Source organism: Chitinophaga japonensis (assembly GCF_007830125.1).
GTDB lineage: Bacteria > Bacteroidota > Bacteroidia > Chitinophagales > Chitinophagaceae > Chitinophaga > Chitinophaga japonensis.
This window is the reverse complement of sequence record NZ_VLLG01000002.1, coordinates 735476-755347: the sequence shown is the minus strand read 5'-3', so window position 1 is coordinate 755347 and position 19872 is coordinate 735476. Positions and strand designations below refer to the sequence as shown.

Here is a 19872-nt window from a genome sequence, read left to right as displayed (position 1 = left end):
TGAAAAAGACAAACTCTAAACAGATGAAGCGATTTTTCTTTCTTATGGCGGCGGCGCTGCTAACGGCGCATGCCTATGCGCAGGACATCTACTCCTGCCGTAATGTGCACCTGTCCTTCTTTTCATCTGCGCCGCTGGAAGACATTGAAGCTAAAACCGACAAAGGTGTTTCCGCCATTAACCTGAAAACGGGCGCCGTGTATTTCAAGGTGCCGGTAAACACCTTCCAGTTCAAAAAGAAGCTGATGCAGGAGCATTTCAACGAGAACTACCTGGAAACGGAAAAGTATCCCTATGCCGAGTTCAAAGGCAAGCTGGCCAACCCGGCCGCCCTTAGCGGCGATGGCACCTATGACGTGACGGTTGAGGGTACCCTGACCTTGCACGGCGTAGACAAAGCCTACCGGGAAAAAGGCACCATTACCATTCAGAACGGGCAACTGACTTCCAGCTCCAAATTCAAGGTGCGCCTGGTAGATCACAAGATAAAAATACCCAGGCTGGTGATCAAGAATATAGCTGAGGTAGTAGACGTGACGGTGCAGGCCACCTACAGCCTGGCCACTCAAAAATAACTAAACAACATTTGGATGAACTGCTGTATAAACAAACCAACAACCATGAAGACAATCTGTCTGTTACTGATTAGCTGCGGCCTGTACCTGGCCGGCCAGGCGCAGGACCTGAGCAAGATGTTCGAGGACTCTACCGCCGGCCACCAGCCGGTGATCGGCACCTTTAAGTCCACCCGTATCATTATGGGGCATTCCAACGAAACCCTGAAAAAGCATGAGCTGGATTTCAGGGTGGCGCACCGCTTTGGCGATATTGGCGGGTCTTTTGGCGGCGGCAAGACCGCTTTCGGCCTGGACAATTCCACGGATATCCGGATCGCCTTTGAGTACGGCATCACGGACGACCTGATGGTGGGCATCAGCCGCGCCAAAGGCTCCGGCGACCTGAGCCAGGTATTTGAAGGGCTGGCCAAGTACCGGGTGCTGAAACAGACCACTGACGATCAAATGCCTGTATCCCTGTCCGTATTCGGCAACGTAACGTTGAGCACCATGACCTCCAGCATTGATGAAACGTCTGCCAGCCATTTCGAGGAGTTTACGGACCGTATGACCTACGTGGCGCAGGCCATTATTGCCCGCAAGTTCGGCGACCGGCTGTCGCTGACCCTGTCTCCCACCTACGTGCACCGCAACCGGGTGGGCTATATGGATATGAACAATATGTTTGCCCTGGGCGGCAGCGGCCGCATCCGCCTGTCCAAGCGCCTGGCCTTTATCGCGGAGTATTACTACCCTTTCCGCAGCCAAAGCAGCAAGGATTATTACAAGGCGCAGGGCATTGAGTTCTTCAATCCACTGGGAGCCGGGCTGGAAATAGAAACGGGCGGCCACGTGTTTAGTGTTAACTTTACAAACTCCACGGCTATACTGGAAAACCAGTTCATCCCCGAAACCAGGGCCTCCTGGCTGCAGGGGCAGTTCCGTTGGGGTTTCAACATTTCACGGAGATTTTCGCTTTTCAGTAAAAAGGATTGGAAAAAATAACCTGCTTTATAAAAGAGGATTCATGGCTGGCCCGGCGGGCTGCCCGGCAACTGGGCGCTCCCCGGGCCGCTATTGTCTGGGGCCGCACCATTCACCTGCACGGGGTGGGGCGGCAGGCGTTCCTGGCCAGCGAGCGCTGGGTAAGGCATGAAGTTTGCCATATCAAACAGTACCGGCAGTATGGCATCATCCGCTTTGTATGGCTGTACCTGCTGGAGCACTGGCGCCGCGGCTACTGGCAGAACCGCTTTGAAGTGGCCGCCCGGCGGGCCGAAGACGATCCGGGGATACTGGAGGGCGTAGAAATAGCGGGGTAGTTGTTAAAGGCTGGTTAAAGTGTGTCGGAATAACACATAAATTATATCCCCGCTGGATTTATTTTCATTATTTTTACGTTAAAGGTAAAAACTGTACTTATGGTAAAAAAGGTTACAGAAGGTATCACCATCAGCGTGGAAACATTCTACCAGCCTGATTATTCCAACCCGGTTGGAAGCGAGTACATGTTTGCTTACCGTATTACGATCGAGAACAACAATACCTTTCCCATCAAGCTCCTGCGCCGGCACTGGTATATCATAGACTCCAACGGTACCCACCGTGAAGTGGAGGGGGAAGGCGTGGTGGGCGTACAGCCGCTGCTGGCCCCCGGCGAAAGCTACCAGTACGTATCCGGTTCCAACCTCCGTACGGAGATCGGTAAGATGTATGGTACCTACCAGATGGAGAACCAGCTCAACAAGAAGCTGTTTGATGTAAAGATACCGGAGTTCCAGATGGTAGTGCCGTTTAAGTTAAATTAACGCGGCCGGTACTTTGACTCACTGAATATTTTCACCAGATCCTTATCGTCCATTAATTGCTGCAGGGTCACCTCCGGGTGTCTTTCCATGTACTTCCGGACGATCTGCAGCCCCACGAAATAGCCGATGCGCCCCGGCGCCCCGGGCGGCATGCCCTGCGTGGAAGGCCCGTCGCCAATAAAGTGCATGGTTTCCTGCCAGTCCGTTTTATACAGCAGCTCGTTCTGTATAAAGTATTGCCAGATCATCATTTCATTATCCTCGCACCATTCCAGTTGGGCTTTCGTATAGCCTGTTCTGATAGTGTCCGGCGTATCGGGCAGCACCTGTTCCAGCAGGTATTGCTCCCGGCCCGCGGCCACCATCAGCTCTACCAGTTTGGCGCCTGCACCGGGCATGGGATACTTTTGCTGCGCCAGCGCCTGCATGCAGTTGGTGGTAATGTATTCCCGGGAGAAACGACGCACCATATAGGCCGGGTAGTCCGGCAGGCTGGCGTAAACGGGGAAATCGCCGCCCATATACATATCCAGTCCTATGCCCAGCAGGGTATCGATGGTAACGGCCCCGTAGTTGCCAATGGCGGAGATAAAAGTGACCACGCGCGGCACTTTAAAAGCGGGGAAATAATATTTCATGTAGCGGAAGCCCTGCGCCAGGTCCTGTTCCAGCCAGCCCAGGTCCGCGAATTTTTGCTGTACGGCCGCCTGCAGGGTGCGGAAGTCATTGTTTACCAGCATCAGCCGGGTTTGCTCCGGGATGCGGTCGGTACTTTCATTATAGGCCCCGAATGCCATAATATGCTGCAGGTAGGCCGGCAGGAACACCGGGTAGCGGGCATGCAGGCTGTCCAGCCCCGCTGCTACCTGGTTGGTATCCACCGCGATCAGGTCCTGGTCAAACCGTGCGATACTAACGGTTACCGGTATATGGCTTACATCCGGCGCTTTCTTACGGGAGGTGCAGGCCGCGCATACCACCAGCAGTAGCAACAGCGGCCGTCCCAAACACGAAATTTTATTGATGTACCTTTGCATGGTTTTTTGAATGAGGGGTAAAAATATCACTACCTTGTATTAAAAAAAAGATAAAATTATGCGAAAGGCTGTATGGATACTGGCATTATTGGCTATCGGCACGTCAGGCAGGGCACAGCAGCGGTTTTCACTGGAGCGGGTACGGCTGGGCTTCCGGCTGGACCCCATGATATCGGTACTGAAGCCACAGGAAGCAGGCGCAGACCGGAACAGCGCCCGGCCGGGCCTGAACTACGGGCTGATGGTAGACTTTTTGCTGAATGAAAGAGGCAACTATGCGTTTGCCACCGGCCTGCACATCAGCATGGGCGGCAGCACGCTGAAGTATGACGCCGGCAAAGGGCTGGAACAGTTCCGGGCGGCTCCTGCGGAATATAAGATGAAGGTGCAGCACATCGAAATACCGCTTACCCTGAAGCTCAGGACCGCCACTACCGGCTACCGGGACCTGGCTTTCTGGGGGCAGTTCGGCACCTACCTGGGCGTTCCCATCCGGGGCAGGGCGGATGTGACCACCCTGGACCAGGTGTATGAAAAGGAAAACGTGCTGCGGGACCTGAACAAAATAAACGCCGGCATGCTGTTGGGAGCCGGTATTGAATATCCCCTGGGCGGGGAGCTGACCGCCCTGGTAGGCCTCAGCTTCCAGAACGGGTTGGTGGACCTGACCCGCAATGCAAAGTGGGACGACGGGAAAGTGAACATGAATAATTTTGCATTGAGACTGGGCATCTATTTTTAAATATTGAAAGGGAAAAAGGAGAAGGGAAAAAGAAAAGGAGAGTGAATCTGCTCCTTCTTTCGCTGCTTTTTCCCTTCTCCCTTCTCCTTTTTCCCGTTATATTTTACATTTCTTATATGAAAATTTTATTGGCGCAGCAGAACTATCACATCGGCAATTTTGAGCTGAACACGGAAAAGATCATCAGCGGCATACAGGCCGCCATTGCACAGGGCGCGGACCTGGTGGTGTTCTCGGAGCTATGCGTATGCGGTTACCCGCCCCGCGATTTCCTGGAGTTCGAGGACTTTATTGCCAAGTGCTACGCCGCCATTGATACCATAAAAAAGCATTCCGACCGTATAGGCGTAATAGTGGGAGCGCCCTGCCGCAACCCGCAGCGGGAAGGGAAAGACCTGTTCAATGCGGCCTGGTTCCTGCACGAAGGGGAGGTGAAGCAGGTGGTGCACAAGACCCTGCTGCCCACCTATGATGTGTTTGACGAGTACCGTTATTTTGAGCCGGCCTTTGAGTGGAATGTGATCCCCTTCAAAGGCAAAAAGCTGGCCGTTACCATCTGCGAGGATATCTGGAACCTGGGCGATAACCCGCTGTACCGCATTTGCCCGATGGACCACCTGGTATTGCAGCAGCCCGATGTGATGATCAACATCTCCGCCAGCCCCTTTGATTATGATCATGACCAGGACCGCAAGGAGATCATCCGCGCCAATGTTATGAAATACGGGTTGCCCATGCTTTACAGTTGTACGGTGGGCTCACAGACGGAGATCGTGTTTGACGGCGGATCGCTGGTGTTTGATGCGCAGGGCAATATCGTAAAGGAGCTGCCTTATTTCGGGGAAGCCACGCACCTGGTGGACCTGGACGCCCTGCAGCAGTCGGCTGCGCCGGCACCACATATACAGCACACGCCTGTTAAGGAGCTGGTGCCGGAGTATAACATAGACCGTATTTACCAGGCGCTGGTACTGGGCATACGGGATTACTTCGGCAAGATGGGCTTTACAAAAGCGATCCTCGGCTCTTCCGGCGGGATAGACAGTGCCGTTACGCTGGCCATTGCCTGCGATGCGCTGGGAAAGGAGAACGTGCGCGCCATCCTGATGCCTTCGCCCTACTCTACCGAACATTCCGTGGACGATGCGCTGGCCCTGTCCGCCAACCTGGGCAACCCGCATGACGTGATCCGCATCAATGAGATCTATGAAGGTTTCCTGCATACGCTGGAGCCTTATTTCAAGGGGCTGCCCTTCAATGTGGCGGAGGAAAATACGCAGTCGCGCATACGGGGCAACCTGCTGATGGCCCTGGCAAACAAGTTTGGGTATATCCTGCTGAACACTTCCAACAAGAGTGAGTTAAGCACCGGCTATGGCACGCTGTACGGCGACATGGCCGGCGGTCTGTCCGTACTGGGCGATGTGTACAAGATGCAGGTGTATGCGCTGGCCCGCTACATTAACCGCAACGGGGAGGTGATCCCTTACAATATCATTGACAAGGCGCCCTCTGCGGAGCTGCGGCCCAACCAGAAGGACAGCGACAGCCTGCCGGATTACTCCATACTGGACAGCATACTGTACCAGTACATAGAGCGGCGGCAGGGCCCGCGTGAGATCATTGCCCGGGGCTTTGACGCGGCACTGGTAGCGCGTACGCTGAAGCTGGTGAACACCAATGAGTACAAGCGCAACCAGTTCTGCCCCATCATCCGCGTATCTTCCAAAGCTTTCGGCGTAGGCCGGAGAGTGCCGATCGTGGGAAAATACCTGAGTTAATTATCTTTGCCAAAATTTAAAAAATGTTACAGGTTCCGTTCATTCGTCAAAATAAGGAATTCGTATTGGAGCGGCTGGCCCACAAGCAGTTTAAGGAATTGAGCTTGGTAGATGAGGTGCTGGCGCTGGATGACAAGCGTAAACAACTAACCATGGCCTACGATGACACGCAGGCTAAAATAAAGTCCGCATCCGAGGAGATCGGCAAGCTGATGAAGCAGGGCCAGCGGGAGGAAGCGGAACAGCGCAAGGCCGCCGTGGCAGCACTCAAGCAGCAGCAGCAGCCGATCAATGATGAACTGAATGCTACGGAACAACTGCTGCATGATACCCTGATCAAGCTGCCCAACCTGCCGGCCGCCGCAGTGCCTGCCGGCCGGACGCCGGAGGAGAACGTGGAAGTGCGCCAGGGCGGCAGCACACCCGCCCTGCCGGCCAACGCCCTGCCGCATTGGGACCTGGCAAAAAAATACGACCTGATCGACTTTGAGCTGGGCAATAAAATAACCGGCAGCGGGTTCCCCGTGTACAAGAACAGGGGCGCCCGCCTGCAGCGCGCGCTGATACAGTATTTCCTGGACTACAATATCAATAACGGCTATACGGAGTATCAGCCGCCTTACCTGGTAAATGCAGATACCGCCTACGGTACCGGTCAGTTGCCCGACAAGGAAGGACAGATGTATTTTGTGGGTGAGGACAAGCTGTACCTGATACCCACTGCGGAAGTGCCGGTGACCAATATTTACCGCGACGAGATACTGAAAGACACGGACCTGCCCATCAAAATGACGGCTTACACCCCCTGCTTCCGCCGGGAGGCCGGCTCCTACGGCAAGGATGTGCGGGGCCTGAACCGCGTGCACCAGTTTGATAAAGTGGAAGTAGTGCAACTGGTACACCCGGAAAAGTCCTACGATGCGCTGGAGGACATGGTGGCGCATGTGGAAGCCCTGGTGCAGTCCCTGCAACTGCCGTACCGCATCCTGCGTTTATGCGGCGGCGATATGGGTTTTACCTCCGCGCTTACCTACGATTTTGAAGTGTACAGCGCCGCCCAGCAGAAATGGCTGGAAGTAAGCTCCGTATCCAATTTTGAGGCCTACCAGGCCAACCGGATGAAGATCCGGTTCAAGGACGGCGGGGGCAAACCGCAACTGGTGCATACGCTGAATGGCAGCTCCCTGGCGCTGCCCCGCATACTGGCCTGCATACTGGAAAACAACCAGGCGGCAGACGGTATCCATATTCCCCCGGTGCTGCAGGCCTACTTCGGTTCCGGTAAGATAGGCTGATGCGCCTGTCTTTAAATTATTTTAACTTTTTGACAAGGTTACGTTTTACGTAAGGGCGTATAAAAGGAAAAACATCCTGTTATGCGCCCTTTTCTCTATTACCTGTTAGTACCTGTATTGACCCTTGCCGCCTGCCAGGCAGGGGAGCACCATGCAGCCCGGGAAGCCGCCGTCTATGATGCGGCCGCAGATTCCACCACTTTTTCCAATGATATGGCCGCCCTTAACTCCCCGTCCAGGAAAAGGGTGCGCAGCGCCAATGTGCGTTGCCGCGTGCCCGATGTATTCACCGCCACTTTACAACTGGAGCAGGCGGTGAACGGCATGAGCGGCATCGTGGTGGAAAGCAGCCTGCAAAATTCCTTTGGCCCGGTGCAGGACCTGCCCTATACCCGGGATTCGCTGAAACGGGTGCAGCTATATACGCCCACTGCTTTCCTTACGCTGCGCGTACCGGCAGCGGGGCTGGATTCCGTAGTGGGTATGCTGACCGCGATGGCATCTTTTGTTGACCACCGCAGTATGAAAGAAGAGGACAGAACGCTGGCCTACCTGTCTAACGCTTTAAAGAATAAAGCCAGCGGCAGCGCCGGTATTACGCCGGGTAAGCAACATACCCCGCTGGATGTAGCCGCCTACCAGGATGCGCAGAAAGCCAAAGCGATAGACCGCAAGATCGCCAACCTGGCTATCCTGGACGATGTGAACTATGCCACCTTTACCGTGCAACTGTTCCAGGCGCAAAGGGCCGATATACAGGTGGTAGTGAATCCCGACCGTATTACGCGCGCCGGGTTTGGAACGGCTGTATTGACGGCTGTTGGCAACGGCGCCGATATGCTGAGGGAAACAGTGCTTTTTATACTGCAGTTATGGCCTTTTGTGCTGCTGGCGGCCATTGGCTGGGTGATCTATAAAAAGCGGCGTTTCCTGGCGATGCACTAACAATAGTTTTTGGTATTTTACGCATATGCGACACTTTTTACCCAACGGCCAGGAACTATTGATACGGCCGGCCACGCTGGAGGATGCGCCGGCATTGCTGCAGAACTTCCGCCGGATGGTGCAGGAAACGGATTTCCTGATGTACACCATGATGGAAGCGCAGTCGCTGGATGTGCAGTCGGAACGGGGCTTTATACAGTCCTTTGCCGACAACAGCCGGCATTTGCTGCTGCTGGCAGAGGTGGAAGGCGATATTGCAGGATCGGTGAGCGTGCGGCAAAGCGCCTTCCGGAAACAGCAGCATATGGGAGAGATGGGCATTGCCGTGCGGCATGCTTTCTGGAACATGGGCATCGGCCGGCGACTGATGACCGCTATGCTGCGCTGGGCCGCAGAGCACCCGGTTATGGAGATCATTTATTTTAATGTGCTGGCCAATAATGAGAAAGCCATTCAACTATACCGTAACTTCGATTTTATAGAATGCGGCCGCCAGCCCGCCGGCATCCGGCAGCCGGACGGCACCTATGTAGACCTGGTACATATGTACAAGCGGGTGAAGTAACCAGCATTTAGCTAATACAACATGCACACCTACAGCGGGAAATATTATAACAGCCTGACCGATACCACCGTAGCTGCCGAAATTACCCTGGCAGCCAAACAGATCACCATTACCATCAAAGATGAAAACGGCGCGGACCGGCAGGTGCACTGGTTCTGGGAGCAGGTAAAACCCGGCGACCGCCATACCCTGCACTATCCCGGCTACCCGGCGCAGACCATTACCGTGCAGTCGCTCACCTTTGCCGATGCGGCGGCTTTTTTCCTGCAGCGCAGCAGGCGCCCCGGTTTTTTTGCCAGGCGGGGAAGGCTGATCATAGCCGCCGTTGTCCTCAGCGTAATCTCCCTGGTGGCGCTGGCGTATTTCTGGTTCATTCCCTTCCTGGCAACCCGTATTGCCAACAATGTACCTGTCAGCTACGAGGAAAAGCTGGGCCAGAGCAGCTATGATGCGCTGATGCGGCAGTACCAGGCAGATACCGCGGCCACGCGGCTGGCCAATGATTTCTTCCGGCAAATGCAGGTCAGCACCCGCTACCCGGTGCACATCACCGTGGTGCAGGAGAAGCAGTCCAATGCCTTTGCGCTGCCGGGCGGGCATATTATCGTATATGACCAACTGCTGCATGAAATGCGGCATTACGAGGAGCTGGCCGCGCTGTTGCTGCATGAATATGCGCACGTGGAGCGGAGGCATACCACCAAGACCATTTTCCGCAGCATGGGCACCTATATGTTCATCTCCCTGTTGTTTGGCGACCTGAGCGGCGCCGGCGCCGTAGTGGTAGAAAACGCCAACAGCCTGAAAAGCCTGCAATACTCCCGCCGCCTGGAGAAGGAAGCGGACCTGTACGGGCTGCAGTTGCTGCAGGAAAGGCACCTGAACCCGCAGGGGTTTGAGTGGCTGTTCAACACCCTCAAAAAACAGAACGGCCTGCAGCCGTCGGAATGGCTGAGCAGCCATCCGGACCTGGACAATCGCATCCGTTACATCCGCCGTCATACCAGGGCGGAAACCATTACCACCGATAGCAGTTTGTTGCGTATCTTTATATCCTTAAAGAAATAACGATGCAACGATATGACCGACAGGTAAGACTGGAAGGCTTTGGCCCTGCCAAACAACAGGCGCTGCGGGAGGCCGGCGCGTTGGTGATCGGCGCGGGGGGGCTGGGCGTGCCCGTGCTGCAATACCTAACGGCAATGGGTATAGGAAAACTGGGCATCGTGGAGCAGGATAATGTTTCCCTTACCAACCTGCAGCGGCAGGTGTTGTATACCACCCAGGACGAAGGTAAGCCCAAGCTGCCACTGGCCGTGCAGCGCCTGCAGCAGCTCAACCCGGAGGTGCGCTTTGTGCAGCACCCGGAGTTCCTGGTACCGGACAATGCCTTGTCCATTATTGCGCAGTATGATGTAGTGATAGATTGCTCTGACAATTTCGGCACCCGTTACCTGGTGAATGATGCCTGCGTGATCCTGGATAAGCCTTTTATTTACGGCGCTATTTATAAATACGAAGGGCAGGTAAGCGTGTTCAACCACCGGGGCAGCGCCACATACCGCTGCCTGTTCCCGGAAGCGCCGCAGGCCGGCGATATGCTGAATTGCAGCGAAATAGGCGTGCTGGGCGTGCTGCCCGGCATTATTGGCTGCTACCAGGCCAACGAAGCGGTAAAGGTGCTTTGCGGCATTGGCGCGCCGCTGGCCAACCAGTTACTTACCATAGATACGCTGTATAACGCCCATCATATTTTTGAAGTGAAGCCGGTACCGGGCAATCATGATATCCGGGAGCTGCAGGCCGATTATGCGCAGGGCGTATGCGCCCCGGGCGCCATACAAAGCCTGAGCGTACAACAACTGCAGCAGTGGCTGGGCTCCGGCAAACCCCTGCAGCTACTGGATGTGCGGGAAATGGATGAATGGGACATCTGCCACCTGCCGCAGGCGCAGCACATTCCCATGGGAGCGGTGCCCAATGCGATGCAACATTTGCAGCAGCACGTGCCGGTGGCGGTATTGTGCCATCACGGCATGCGCAGCCGCATAGTAGCGCTGCAACTGGCGGAGGCCGGCTTTCAATCCGTATTCAATGTAGAAGGTGGCATTCATGCCTGGGCGGAAGAGATTGATGATAACATGCTGATCTATTGATACCCACTGCTTATGGTCATAGAGCTTTGTCTTTTGTTTTTCCTGATCGCATTACTGTATTCCTCTGCCGGCTTTGGGGGCGGTTCCAGCTACCTGGCGCTGATGGCGCTGTGGGGCATTGATTTCCAGTTGATGAAATCCACCGCCCTGCTGTGCAATGTAGTGGTGGTAACGGGCGGGGTGTATCATTTTTACAGGAGCGGCCACCTGCCGCTGAAAAGGGCCTTGCAGCTCAGCCTGGTGAGTGTGCCGATGGCTTTTGTGGGCAGCTACCTGCCGCTGAAGCAGGCCACCTTCTTTTTACTGCTGGGCATTGCGCTCACGCTGGCGGCGTTGTTCATGTGCTACCGTCTTTTCTTTGAGAAAAGCTACATGCCCGATCCGGACCGTTCTCAAAAAGTTTACAAGTATGGTATAACGGGTATGCTGATCGGGGTGCTGTCCGGTATGACGGGGATTGGCGGCGGTATTTACCTGGCGCCTATCCTGCGCCTGGGGCGGTATGATACGGCCAAGAACATTGCTGGCCTCTGCAGTTTCTTTATACTGGTGAATTCCATTGCCGGCCTGCTGGGACAGGCGGCGAAAGGAGAGATCGTGTTTTCCCCGCATTTTGCCCTGCCGCTTATGCTGTCCGTGATCGTGGGCGGGCAGATCGGCTCCCGCATGAGCGCCGGCTGGCTGAAGCCACGCTGGGTGGAGGGCGTAACGGCGCTGCTGATATTGTATGCGGGGGTGAGGATGTTGTGGCATTAACCCCCTATCTCCGACATGCTCACCATCCGCTCATTATCCGCTTCCGCTTCAAATCCATTGGCAAAACGGCGGTGAATGGCCTGTTGCACCGCTTGCATTAAATATTCGTCCGTAGCGCCCTGCCTTAACAGGTCCTTTACATTGATCACATCTTTACCATAGAGACAGGTTTTCAGCCCGCCGGTAGGCGTAATGCGGATGCGGTTGCAACTGCCGCAGAAAGTGCGGCTGTAGGCCGGTATCACGCCTACATGGCCCTGGTGGCCGGGAATATGGTAGTTGAGGGAGGTGGCATTGGGCGCATCGGGTATCTTTTCCAGGGGGTACGCGCTGCGCAGGGTATCCAGGATATGCTCATAATGCCACAGCGGACCGGAAAAGGATTTGCCATGGCCGTTAAAAGGCATTTCTTCTATGAAGCGCACGCCCAGGGGACGGTCTTTGGTCAGTGCGGCAAAAGCCAGCAGCTCGTCCGTATTCACGCCATCCATCACCACGGTGTTTATTTTTACCTGCATGTTGTACTGCAGCAGCGCTTCCAGGGTGTCCATTACTGCATTAAATTCATCCCGGAAGGTAATGCGGCGGAATTTATCGCGTTGCAGGGTATCCAGGCTCAGGTTGATATGCCGGATGCCCAGGTCCTGCAGGGCAGGGATGAAGGAGCGGGTCAGCACGCCGTTGGTGGTAATGGACAGTTGCGCCATGCCGGGGAGCTGCACCAGTTGCTCCAGCAGGTGCAGGAGGTCTTTGCGCAGGAAAGGCTCGCCGCCGGTAATGCGCACCTTGCTCACGCCTTCCACGGCCAGCAGTTGCATCACCCGGATGATCTCCTCGTAGGTCAGCAGCTCCTTCCGTTGCAGGAACTGCATATGCTCCGGCATGCAGTAGCTGCAGCGCAGGTTGCACCGGTCTGTTACGGCCAGTCTTACATAATTGATGGTGCGGTTATGTGCGTCTGTCAGCATTGTTCACTCAGCAGTTATGCCCGGCCAACGGGTTGTCAAAGGCCTGGCTGTCATCCTCGTCGCGCTGGGTAAGGCATTTAAAGTCCTTTTCCACCAGTAGTTTCAGTACGGAGCCATCGGCGTTGGGCAGCTCGCGCTCAATGCCCACCTGCTCCGTTTGTGTCCATTGGTCCACTTCCGTGCGTGGCAGTGAGAGGTGCACCCCGAATGCTTCCAGCTTGATGGCAGCGTTGGCGGTATCTTTGGCCTTGATGCAGAAATGCAGCGCCTGCGGCCCTATTTGCGTGTCTGCCTCCACTTTCCCGGTTTGCTGCAGGGCGGTGATGTCCTGCTTATCCAGCCGGTACCGGATACTGTTTCCCCTGATCCTGATCTTCATAATAGTGCAATCTTCAACTTAACCAAAAATACTATTTTATGCAGGGTATATTGTAGTTTTAAAGCAATAATTTGCAGACAGGTATGAGGATTTTACTATTTGGCATTGCAAAGGACATCGCCGGCGCGCCGGTCATAGAGCTGGAAACGCCTGTACAGCAGGTGGCGGCCCTGCGGGAGCACCTGTACAACCGCTATCCGCGGCTGCGGGAGCTGCGCTCCTGCATGATAGCGGTCAACAAAGTATACGCCGGGGATAACGAGGCCCTGCAGCCGGGCGATGAAATAGCCGTAATACCGCCGGTAAGCGGAGGATGAGGATCATGAACATATTAACCGCCATAAAGGACCATATTACCGTACAGGAGGCCACGGATTTTGTGCAAACGCCGGAATGCGGCGGGGTGGCCGTTTTTGTAGGTACGGTGAGGAACCAGACCAGGGGAAAAAAGGTGCACCGGCTCTTTTTTGAGTGCTATACCCCCATGGCCCTGCTGGAAATGGAAAAGATCGCCCAATATACCCGCGAGACCATGGGCATCCACAAAATAGCCATCCTGCATGTAAGCGGGGAAAAGCTGCCTGGCGATACGGTAGTAGTGATCGCTGCTGCTGCGCCGCACCGGGGCGCTGCCTTTACCGCCTGCCAATACGCCATTGATACCCTGAAGGAAACCGTGCCTATCTGGAAAAAGGAATATTTCGAGGACGGGGAGGTATGGGTGGCGGCACATCCCTAGCCAATTTTTTTCTTCGCTTCCGCCATTTCTTCCGGCGTATTGGCATTGAACTGTTCTACCGCATAAGGATTTTCCAACACTTGTATATCTGTTTGTAATAAAGCCTTGCGGGGGCATTGCTTGCCCGTAGCCACGCTCTGGCGCAATACCTCCAGTCCCCGGGGCTCCCAGATGGCGATGAGCGGTTCCGGTAGCTGGTTGACGGGGCTGATAAAGGCGGTAGCCGCTTTTCCCGGGTTGCGGAAAGCGGCCAGGTGGCGCAGGCTCTGGTGGCTGATAAGGGGCAGGTCGCAGGCCAGCACCAGCCAGGCGGCCTCCGGGAAGGCAGCATGGGCGCTCAGCAGGCCCGCGGCCGGGCCACCCTCTGTTACGCTGTCCGGTATCAGGGGGGCATGGCCTTCAAAAAGCGGCTGCTGGTCCGGGCGGCAGGAAATATACACCTCCGGCACTACCGCTTCCAGCAAGGTGTACAGGTATTGCCACTGTGGCATGCCATGATAGGCAATGCTGCTTTTATCCTGCTGCATGCGGGTGCTGTAGCCGCCGCATAATACCAGTCCTTTTAATGTAGTTGTTGTCACTTGCTGCTGTTGATGATTTAAAATTACGGTACGATCACGTCCCGCTTCCCCCCTGTTTTACTGATCAGTTTTGTTTCGCGGATCACCATCTCGTGGGTAAATACTTTACACATGTCGTAAATAGTGAGCGCCGCTACGCTGGCCCCGGTGAGCGCTTCCATTTCCACGCCGGTCTTGCCCGTGGTCTTCACGGTGCAGCGGACCACGGCTTCCTCCTCCGCCAGTTGGATGTCTACACTGCAATTATCCAGCAAAAGCGTGTGGCAGAGCGGGATCAGCTCCGGCGTTTTCTTCGCGGCCATAATACCTGCGATGATGGCGGTCTGGAACACGGCTCCCTTTCGGGTGGTGATGTCGCCGTTGCTGAATTGGCGGCGCACCACTTCCGGCAGCCAGATGCGGCTTTCGGCAACGGCTATACGGATGGTGATGCTTTTGTCGCTGATGTCCGTCATTGCCGGCCGGTTCTGGTCATCCAGGTGCGAGAACGGCTGGGGGCTTGATGCATTGGCCATAAAAGAATAAATTTACAAAGTCACTCAAAGTTACTACAATGCTGTTAGATGTATCTACCGCTTATGCTGCTGTGATGAATACGGTGCGAGATCTGGGTACGGAGCAGGTGCCATTTACGGCAGCGGCCGGCAGGATATTGCGGGAGCCGGTAACGGCAGACCGGCCTTTCCCGCCGTACCACCGCGTAATGATGGATGGTATCGCCATCAACTTTGAGGAAAGCTATGCCAAAGGACAGACCATTTTCGGGGTAGAGGACATACAGGCGGCCGGTATGCCGGGCAAGCAACTGGCCAATATGGCCAACTGCCTGGAAGTAATGACCGGGGCCGTGCTGCCGGAGCTGACGGATACCGTGGTGCCCTATGAGCACCTGCAGGCTGCCGAGCATGAGGGCTTCCGCCGTTTTACCATTACGCAGCCGGTCAGCAAAAAACAGCATATCCACTGGCAGGGCACGGACGTAGCTGCCGGCGAAACCCTGATCATCAGCGGTACACGGATCACGGCTGCAGAGATCGGGGTACTGGCCACCGTGGGTAAAGACCAGGTGCTCGTGGCCCGCCTGCCAAAGGTGGCTATCATTTCCACCGGCGATGAGCTGGTGGAGGTGACCGATACACCTGCCCCCCACCAGATCCGCCGGTCCAATGCCTGGACCCTGGCCGCTTCCCTGCAGGCGCTGGGCATTGCCGCTACCTGCCATCACGTTGCGGACAACGAGCATGCCATGCAGGAGCTGCTGCATTCCCTGCTGGATGCGGATGTTTGGATCTGCTCCGGCGCCGTATCTGCCGGCAAGTATGACCACCTGCCGCAGGTGCTGGCGCAACTGGGCATGCAGCGTATTTTTCATAAAGTACAGCAGCGCCCCGGCAAGCCCTTCCTGTTCGGCGTGTTCCAACAGGGGCCGGTAGTATTTGCCCTGCCCGGCAACCCGGTATCCGGCTTTATGTGCTTTTACCGGTACATACAGCCCTGGCTGCTGGCAGGCATGGGGCATGAGCTGCCGCCCGCGCCTTGCGCTGAACTGGGCGCCGATGTACTGTTTGATAAACCCCTGACCTATTTCCTGCCGGTACAGCTTGTGCCGCAGCCTTCCGGGCAGTGGCGGGCGGTGCCCCATACCTATCATGGTTCCGGCGACCTGGCCGGCCTGCTGAGGGCGGATGCTTTTATGGAGCTGCCGGCCACGCAGGACAGCTTCCGGGAAGGGGAATGTTTTCCCGTATGGAGATACCGGTAGCAGGTAGCTCTTAGCAGAAAATTAACAGTATTAACAGGCGTCTGGCGTATTGTTTGCGGCACCTGGTTGCTAATAGCTATTTATTAAACCTGGCTGGCTTTTTATTGTCTTAACAAGAAATCTTCATAATATATGGTTTCGGTACCCGAAAAGCTACAGATGCAGCACCTGGCCTGGCGGGCCGGCTTTGGCGAACCATTGCCGGAAGTGCTAAAGTGGACGCATAAACGCCGGAAAGCGGTCGTGCACCGTTTACTGTCCGGTCCTGAAAAAGCGGCGCTGGAGCCGGTCACCGTTATTGGCGCCTCCGAGCTGCCGGACTACCGGAAAATGAAGAGCATGAGCGCGGAGGAGCGCAAGCAGGTGCGGCAAATGAACACCCAGGGCGTAAAGGACCTGAACATTGCCTGGGTGCAGGCCATGATCGGGAGTAACTACCCGCTGCGCGAAAAAATGGCGCTGTTCTGGCACGGGCATTTTGCCTGCCGTACGCAGAACGTGATCTTTAACCAGCAACTGCTGCAGGTGATCCGGGAGCATGCGTTGGGCAATTTCGGGGACCTGCTGAGCGGTGTGTCCAAAACCCCGGCCATGCTGGCGTTTCTGAACAACCAGCAGAACCGCAAGCGACACCCTAATGAAAATTTTGCCCGCGAGGTCATGGAGCTGTTCACCATGGGCCGGGGCCACTATACCGAGCAGGATGTGAAAGAAGCCGCCCGGGCCTTTACCGGCTGGGGCTTTGACCAGGAAGGGCAATTTGTTTTCCGGGAAAAGATCCATGACGAGGGGGAAAAGACCGTGCTAGGCAAAACAGGCCGTTTCAACGGGGACGATATGCTGCAGATACTGCTGGAACAGCGGCAGACCGCCCGGTTCATTACCGCCAAGATATACCGTTATTTCGTGGACGATGTCAACACAGATGAGGCGAGAGTGAACATACTGGCGGATAAATTTTACCAGTCCGGTTATGATATCAGCGCCCTGATGCGCGAGATATTCATGGCAGACTGGTTTTACGATGATATGCATGTAGGCAACCGCATAAAACCGCCGGTAGAGCTGCTGGTAGGGCTGCGCCGCACCATTCCTATGGAGTTTGAGCAGGAAGCCGTGATGCTGTTGTTCCAGGGCGTGCTGGGGCAGCAGTTGTTCTACCCGCCCAACGTGGCCGGCTGGCCCGGTGGGCGTAACTGGATAGACAGCTCCAGCCTGATGTTCCGCCTGCGCCTGCCGCAGGTGATCCTCTACTCCCAGGAGCTGCACGCCAAACCCAAGGAGATCACGCCGGAAATGGGCGAAGGGCAGCGCTACAAAATGACGCTGCAGCTCAATAACACCCTGCGCAAGCTCTACGCGCGCCGTGTGAATGCGAAGGTCAACTGGCAGCCTTACCTGGATACGTACCGGGACATTCCCCGGGAACGGCTGGCCGGTGAAATTGCCGGCTCCCTGCTGGTGAAAAATGCCGGCGCGGATAAACCGCTGCTGGACAAATATGCCGACGCCTCCACCCGCGACAACTATATCAAGACCGTGACCATTGATGTGATGAGCACGCCGGAGTATCAATTGTGTTAATCTAATTGCCAGACCATGTTAATACTAAACAGACGCCGTTTTTTACAGGTAGGCTCCCTGGCTTCCGCCGCCGCCATGATGCCCAGGTTCCTGAAAGCATTTGAAAAGGGGAACCTGGTGCCCCCCGGCAACAAGGTGCTGGTGGTGATACAGCTTTCCGGCGGCAACGACGGGCTGAACACGGTGATCCCTTACCGGAACGATATCTATTACAAAATGCGCCCCGTGCTGGGCATCAAACGGGAGGCCGCCCTCTCCCTTACGGATGAAATGGGCCTGCACCCCTCCCTTACGGGACTAAAGTCCCTGTACGACGATGGCGCCATGGGCATCCTCAACAATGTAGGCTACCCTAACCCGGACCGGAGCCATTTCCGCTCCATGGACATCTGGCACTCCGCCAGCGAGTCCCGCGATTATTGGAGCACCGGCTGGATCGGGCGCTACCTGGATGCGCAGTGCAAGGGCTGCGACAAGCCCACGCAGGCGCTGGAAATAGACGATACCCTGAGCCTGGCTATGAAAGGCGCGTCCAACAAAGGCCTGGCCTTTGTAGACCCCAACAGACTTTACAATACCAGCAACGAAGCCTATTTTAAAGAGCTGATGCATGCCCACGCCCCGCAGGAGCATGCGCACCAGAACGTGGATTATCTGTACAAGACCATGGCGGAAACTATTTCCTCCGCCTCCTACATACAGCAGCAATTCAAAACCTACAAGTCAAAGGAAACCTATCCCCGCACGCCGCTGGGGCGCAATATGAAGGTGATCGCGGAGCTGATCATGTCCGATATCAATACCAAGGTATACTATGTGTCCCATGGCAGCTTTGATACGCATGTGAACCAGCAGGGGCAGCAGGAAAGGCTGTTCAAGCAGTTGGACGAAGCGGTAACGGCATTTGTGAAAGACCTGAAAACGAACAACCGTTTCCAGGATGTAGTGGTAATGACCTTTTCTGAATTCGGGCGCCGGGTGGGCCAGAACGCCAGCGGCGGCACGGACCATGGCACGGCCAACAACATGTTCCTGCTGGGCGGCGGCCTGGCGCGCCAGGGATTGCTGAATGAAGGCCCGGACCTGGCCAACCTGAACGAAGGCGACCTGCAGTACAAGGTGGACTTTAAAAGCGTATATGCCACCCTGTTAGGCAAGTGGCTGGCTGCCGATGACAAGGCCATCCTGCAACAGCAGTACGGGCACCTGGATTTTATCTGAGTTTAGAATGAGCAGTTGTTCCTTTTATATTCCCCCGGCGTTTGCGCCGTCTTTTCTTTGAAGAGCCGCGTGAAATAAGACAGGCTCTCAAAGCCCGTCTCCGCAGCGATCTGCGCCAGTGGCAGATCAGTATTCACCAGCAGGAACTGCGCCCTTTCAATTCTTTTTAACTGGATATAGGAGAGCGGGCGCTCGCCCGTATGCTCCCGGAACAGCCGGGAAAAATAATCCGGGTGCTGGTTGGCCCGCTGCGCCAGGTGCGCCACGGTGAGCGGCCGGTGCAGGTTGGTGAGTATGTAATCAATCGCATCGGATACCCTGGAATGGATCATGGCGGCCGGCGACTGGAAGCATTCCGGCGTGAGAAAGCGCGAAAGCAATTGCAGGATAATGCCCTGCGTTTCCACGTAGGCGGAGAAGGGAGAATAATTGTTCATTTCCCGGAAGCTTTGCAGCACGGGGTATTTTTCATACACCTTCGGATCATAGGAGCTTTTCAGGCCCCGGTCGGGGTTCAGCGCCAGCAGGCGCCGGAAAAGCACCCCGTCTGCCTCCGTAGCCGGCACTTTCAGGATGCGCCGGTTGTTGGCAAAGAGGGAAGCCCCGTCCGGCGCATCCTCTATGAACGAAACGTAATACTGGCCCAGGTAATCTGCGCAATAATAGTTACAGGTAGTAAAGCTGGGGATCAGGTACAGGAAGCCCTTTTCCAGCGTAAGGGAGCTGGCCGGGTTGTACAGTACCCCGCTGCCGTCGTCTATCAGGTAAATACGGTAGAAGGTGCTGGTCACATTGCGGTAATTCCAGCTTTCGTCCAGTTGTACATAGTCGACATTCAGCAGCGAAAACGTGGTTTTTAATACAAGTTTGTTCATAGCTTTCCGTAAGCTGGCAGCCAGTTTTCCCGGAAAATACGCATAAAAGTCGGATTTGTGCAAAAAACCGTGGTGTTTGTATAAGGATTTCCGGCGGGCGCTGTAGTACTTTTAGCATAGT

General features: G+C 55.5%; 23 protein-coding genes. 17 read left to right on the top strand and 6 right to left on the bottom strand.

Annotated features, from left to right (window positions below; all coding sequences use genetic code 11):
- Positions 1-23 precede the first annotated feature (23 nt).
- The 4 genes from LX66_RS02915 to apaG all read left to right on the top strand — a co-directional run bounded on the left by LX66_RS02915 (position 24) and on the right by apaG (position 2365).
- Entirely contained in the window at positions 24-575 is a 552-nt protein-coding gene (locus tag LX66_RS02915) for a YceI family protein (RefSeq protein ID WP_145710387.1), read from the top strand.
- Between the two features lie 45 nt (positions 576-620).
- Complete coding sequence (locus LX66_RS02910) at positions 621-1562, top strand: DUF5777 family beta-barrel protein (protein ID WP_145710386.1); 942 nt, start codon at positions 621-623, stop codon at positions 1560-1562.
- Positions 1550-1879 (top strand): DUF4157 domain-containing protein, encoded by a 330-nt coding sequence (locus LX66_RS02905; protein ID WP_145710385.1) that lies wholly within the window; start codon positions 1550-1552, stop codon positions 1877-1879. Before LX66_RS02910 ends, LX66_RS02905 begins: the two co-directional genes overlap by 13 nt.
- Positions 1880-1978: 99 nt before the next feature.
- The gene (gene apaG / locus LX66_RS02900) at positions 1979-2365 is read left to right on the top strand and encodes a Co2+/Mg2+ efflux protein ApaG (protein ID WP_145710384.1); all 387 of its coding nucleotides are present in this window, start codon (positions 1979-1981) and stop codon (positions 2363-2365) included.
- On the opposite strand, the gene gldB is transcribed toward apaG, so the two are convergent.
- Complete coding sequence (gldB, locus tag LX66_RS02895) at positions 2362-3402, bottom strand: gliding motility lipoprotein GldB (RefSeq protein WP_456151094.1); 1041 nt, start codon at positions 3400-3402, stop codon at positions 2362-2364. The genes apaG and gldB overlap by 4 nt on opposite strands.
- Before the next feature lie 58 nt (positions 3403-3460).
- On the opposite strand from gldB, the gene LX66_RS02890 reads away from it, so the two are divergent.
- From LX66_RS02890 to LX66_RS02855, 8 genes are all read left to right on the top strand, one after another.
- Positions 3461-4144 carry a porin family protein gene (locus LX66_RS02890; RefSeq protein ID WP_145710382.1) on the top strand — a complete coding sequence of 228 codons (684 nt, stop codon included), beginning with the start codon at positions 3461-3463 and terminating at the stop codon, positions 4142-4144.
- 116 nt (positions 4145-4260) lie between these two features.
- Entirely contained in the window at positions 4261-5925 is a 1665-nt protein-coding gene (locus LX66_RS02885; protein ID WP_145710381.1) for an NAD+ synthase, read from the top strand.
- 23 nt (positions 5926-5948) lie between these two features.
- On the top strand, positions 5949-7220 hold the full coding sequence (gene serS / locus LX66_RS02880) for a serine--tRNA ligase (protein WP_145710380.1): 1272 nt from the start codon (positions 5949-5951) through the stop codon (positions 7218-7220).
- Positions 7221-7301: 81 nt separating this feature from the next.
- The gene (locus LX66_RS02875; protein WP_145710379.1) at positions 7302-8165 is read left to right on the top strand and encodes a DUF4349 domain-containing protein; all 864 of its coding nucleotides are present in this window, start codon (positions 7302-7304) and stop codon (positions 8163-8165) included.
- A 25-nt stretch (positions 8166-8190) separates the two neighbouring features.
- Positions 8191-8730, top strand: coding sequence for a GNAT family N-acetyltransferase (locus LX66_RS02870; RefSeq protein WP_145710378.1), 540 nt, complete (start codon positions 8191-8193; stop codon positions 8728-8730).
- Positions 8731-8751: 21 nt separating this feature from the next.
- Positions 8752-9798 carry a M48 family metallopeptidase gene (locus tag LX66_RS02865; RefSeq protein ID WP_145710377.1) on the top strand — a complete coding sequence of 349 codons (1047 nt, stop codon included), beginning with the start codon at positions 8752-8754 and terminating at the stop codon, positions 9796-9798.
- Between the two features lie 2 nt (positions 9799-9800).
- On the top strand, positions 9801-10886 hold the full coding sequence (locus LX66_RS02860) for a HesA/MoeB/ThiF family protein (protein WP_145710376.1): 1086 nt from the start codon (positions 9801-9803) through the stop codon (positions 10884-10886).
- Between the two features lie 12 nt (positions 10887-10898).
- Complete coding sequence (locus tag LX66_RS02855; protein ID WP_145710375.1) at positions 10899-11642, top strand: sulfite exporter TauE/SafE family protein; 744 nt, start codon at positions 10899-10901, stop codon at positions 11640-11642.
- Here the strand turns inward: LX66_RS02855 and moaA are convergent.
- Entirely contained in the window at positions 11639-12610 is a 972-nt protein-coding gene (moaA, locus tag LX66_RS02850; protein ID WP_145710374.1) for a GTP 3',8-cyclase MoaA, read from the bottom strand. The two genes, LX66_RS02855 and moaA, sit on opposite strands and share 4 nt — an antisense overlap.
- A 7-nt stretch (positions 12611-12617) precedes the next feature.
- Entirely contained in the window at positions 12618-12989 is a 372-nt protein-coding gene (locus LX66_RS02845) for a DUF7009 family protein (protein ID WP_145710373.1), read from the bottom strand.
- Between the two features lie 83 nt (positions 12990-13072).
- Between LX66_RS02845 and moaD the strand changes: the two genes are divergently transcribed.
- Both moaD and LX66_RS02835 read left to right on the top strand, forming a co-directional pair.
- Entirely contained in the window at positions 13073-13306 is a 234-nt protein-coding gene (moaD, locus tag LX66_RS02840) for a molybdopterin converting factor subunit 1 (RefSeq protein ID WP_145710372.1), read from the top strand.
- A gap of 5 nt (positions 13307-13311) precedes the next feature.
- A complete protein-coding gene (locus tag LX66_RS02835; protein ID WP_145710371.1) occupies positions 13312-13728 on the top strand; it encodes a molybdopterin synthase catalytic subunit in 417 nt (138 codons plus the stop codon).
- Here LX66_RS02835 and LX66_RS02830 read toward each other — a convergent pair.
- Together LX66_RS02830 and moaC are read right to left on the bottom strand one after the other, a co-directional pair.
- Positions 13725-14309, bottom strand: a complete 585-nt coding sequence (locus tag LX66_RS02830) for an NTP transferase domain-containing protein (RefSeq protein WP_244620269.1) — start codon at positions 14307-14309, stop codon at positions 13725-13727. The two genes, LX66_RS02835 and LX66_RS02830, sit on opposite strands and share 4 nt — an antisense overlap.
- Positions 14310-14332: 23 nt before the next feature.
- Entirely contained in the window at positions 14333-14824 is a 492-nt protein-coding gene (moaC, locus tag LX66_RS02825; RefSeq protein ID WP_145710370.1) for a cyclic pyranopterin monophosphate synthase MoaC, read from the bottom strand.
- A 38-nt stretch (positions 14825-14862) separates the two neighbouring features.
- Between moaC and LX66_RS02820 the strand changes: the two genes are divergently transcribed.
- From LX66_RS02820 to LX66_RS02810, 3 genes are all read left to right on the top strand, one after another.
- Positions 14863-16071, top strand: coding sequence for a molybdopterin molybdotransferase MoeA (locus LX66_RS02820; RefSeq protein WP_145710369.1), 1209 nt, complete (start codon positions 14863-14865; stop codon positions 16069-16071).
- 132 nt (positions 16072-16203) lie between these two features.
- Positions 16204-17655: a DUF1800 domain-containing protein gene (locus LX66_RS02815; RefSeq protein WP_170232337.1), complete on the top strand. Its 1452-nt coding sequence runs from the start codon at positions 16204-16206 to the stop codon at positions 17653-17655.
- Between the two features lie 15 nt (positions 17656-17670).
- Entirely contained in the window at positions 17671-18876 is a 1206-nt protein-coding gene (locus LX66_RS02810; protein ID WP_145710368.1) for a DUF1501 domain-containing protein, read from the top strand.
- 2 nt (positions 18877-18878) lie between these two features.
- On the opposite strand, the gene LX66_RS02805 is transcribed toward LX66_RS02810, so the two are convergent.
- Entirely contained in the window at positions 18879-19751 is an 873-nt protein-coding gene (locus LX66_RS02805; protein ID WP_145710367.1) for a helix-turn-helix domain-containing protein, read from the bottom strand.
- Between the last annotated feature and the right edge of the window lie 121 nt (positions 19752-19872).